General features: G+C 73.7%; 1 protein-coding gene. It reads left to right on the forward strand.

Features of this window, described 5'->3' with window-relative positions; translation table 11 throughout:
* A partial coding sequence (locus tag C4V41_RS60465) for a non-ribosomal peptide synthetase (RefSeq protein ID WP_146104313.1) occupies nt 1-2,769 on the forward strand: 2,769 nt, incomplete at both ends.

The following is a 2,769-nucleotide window of genomic DNA, read 5'->3' on the forward strand; positions in this document are numbered from 1 at the left end:
TCCGCACCGTCTTCGGCACCGAACTCCCCCTCCGCCACGTCTTCGCCGACCCCACCGTCACCGGCATCGCCCACCACATCGACAACCCCGCCGAGCAGGAGAGCGGCGGCCGTCCTGGGCCGCGCCCGGTGGCCCGGCCGGAGCGGCTGCCGCTGTCCTCGGCACAACAGCGGCTCTGGTTCATCAACCGCATCGACCACGGGGGGTCGTACAACATTCCGGCCGCCGTACGCCTCACCGGCCGGCTCGACCGGGACGCGCTGCGCGGCGCGCTCGCCGACCTGGTGGCCCGGCACGAGACGCTGCGGACGGTGTACCCGGACAGCGCCGAGGGCCCCTGGCAGCAGGTGCTCGCGGCCGGGCAGGCGCAGGCCGGCCTCGCCGAGCGCGACGTGGACGCCGGGCAACTGGCCGGGGTGCTGGCCGACGCCGCCGCCCGGCCGTTCGACCTGACTCGCGACCCGCCACTGCGGGCGACGCTGTTCACGCTGTCGGCCACCGAGCACGTGCTGCTGGTGGTGCTGCACCACATAGCCGGCGACGCGCTGTCCATGCCCCCGTTCTGGCGCGACCTGGCCACGGCCTACCGGGCCCGGCTCACCGGCGGGGAACCCGGGTGGCCGCGGCTGCCCGTGCAGTACGCCGACTACGCGCTGTGGCAGCGGGAGCAGCCGCACGGCGGCTCGGGGCTCGACTGGTGGCGTACCGCCCTGGACGGCCTGCCGGGGCACCTGCCGCTGCCCACGGACCGGCCGCGACCGGCCGTGGCCACCTTCCGCGGGGACAGCGTGCGCTTCACGATCCCGGCCGGGCTGCACGAACGGCTCGGGGCGCTGGCCCGCGAGTCGCAGGCCACCCTGTTCATGACGCTGCAGGCCGGGCTCGCCGTGCTGCTGACCCGGCTGGGGTGCGGCACCGACATCCCGATCGGGGCGCTGACCGCCGGACGTGGCCACGAGGAGCTGACCGACCTGGTGGGCGTCTTCATGAACACGCTCGTGCTGCGTACCGACACCGCCGGCAACCCCGGCTTCACGGACCTGCTGGCCCGCGTCCGGCAGGCCGATCTCGCCGCGTTCCAGCACCAGGACGTGCCGTTCGAGCGGGTCGTCGAAGCCCTCAACCCGCCGCGGTCGATGGGCTGGAACCCGCTCGTCCAGGTCATGCTGGAGCTGCACGAGGCGAACGAGCCGATGTCCGGCCTGCCCGAGCTGACCGCCGCCGACCAGCCGGTCGACTACGCCCCGGCGAAGCTGGAGCTGATCCTCACGTTCACGAAGCGGGCCGGTGACGACGGCCTGGACGGCGAGCTGCGCTACGCCACCGACGTCTTCGACCGGGTGAGCGCCGAGGCCCTGGTGGACCGGCTGATCCGGGTGCTCACGGCGGTCGCCGCCGACCCGGGCGGGCCGATCGACGAGGTCCCGGTGCTCTCCTCCGGGCAGCGGCACCAGATTCTCCAGGAGTGGAACGACACCCGCATGGCCCTGCCGGATTCGACGGTGCCGCAGCTCATCGAGGCGCAGGCGGCCGCCGACCCGCAGGCCCCCGCCGTACGCGACGCCGGGGGCGTCCTGCTGACCTACGGCGAGCTCAACGCCGGGGCGAACCGGCTGGCCCGGCACCTGCGCGGCCTCGGTGTGGGCACCGAGTCGTTCGTCGGGGTCTGCGCCGGTGAGAGCCCCGAGCTGCTGGTCGCCCTGCTGGCGGTGATGAAGGCCGGCGCTGCCTACGTCCCGCTGGATCCCACGCACCCGGCGGAGCGGCTCGGCTTCGTCCTGGACGACACCCGCGCCGGCGTCGTCGTCGCCCAGGACGTGCACGCCGGCACCGTCGAGGGCCTGACCGGCGCGACCGTGGTCCGGCTGGGCCGTGACCGGGACCGGATCCAGGCCCGCTCCGGCCACGACCTGGACCTGCCGCTCAGCGGTGACAACCTGGTGTACGCCATGTATACCTCCGGCTCGACCGGCCGCCCCAAAGGGGTGCTGATCTCCCATCGCGGGCTGCTGAACTACCTGTGGTGGGCGGTGGACGGATACGGCCTGGACGGCGAGTCCGGGGCGCCGCTGGTCGGCTCGATCGCCGTCGACCTGTCGGTGCCCAACTTCTGGCTCCCGCTGATCGAAGGCCGCGACGTCACCCTGATCGGCCCGGACACCGGCGGACAGGCCCTGGCCGCGCTGCTGCGCGAACCGCACGACTTCAGCCTGCTCAAGCTGACCCCCGGCCACGTGGACCTGCTCGCCGCCCAGCTCGCCCCCGGCACCGTCCTGGACTCGGTGCGCACCTACGTGATCGGCGCCGACGAGGTGCGCCCCCAGACGGTGACCTCCTGGCAGCGGATCTGCCCCGGCGCCCGGCTGATCAACGAGTACGGCCCGACCGAGACCGTGGTCGGCTGCTCGGTCCACGTCATCGACGGCCCGGCCCCCTCACCGGTGCCGATCGGCCGGCCCATCGGCAACATCCGGATGTACGTCCTGGACGCCCGGCTCGAACCGGTGGCGCCCGGCGTGGCCGGCGAGCTCTACATCGCCGGCACCGGCGTGGCCCGCGGGTATCTGAACCGGCCCGGCCTGACCGCCGAGCGGTTCGTCGCCGACCCGTTCGGTGAACCCGGCACCCGGATGTATCGAACCGGGGACATCGCCCGGTTCCGCCGCGACGGCGAGCTGGAGTTTCTCGGCCGCGCCGACGACCAGGTCAAGATCCGCGGCTTCCGCGTCGAACCCGGCGAGATCGAAGCCGCCCTCGTCAAAGACCCCG

This window comes from Nonomuraea solani, assembly GCF_900108335.1.
In the GTDB taxonomy this organism is placed as follows: Bacteria; Actinomycetota; Actinomycetes; order Streptosporangiales; family Streptosporangiaceae; genus Nonomuraea; species Nonomuraea solani.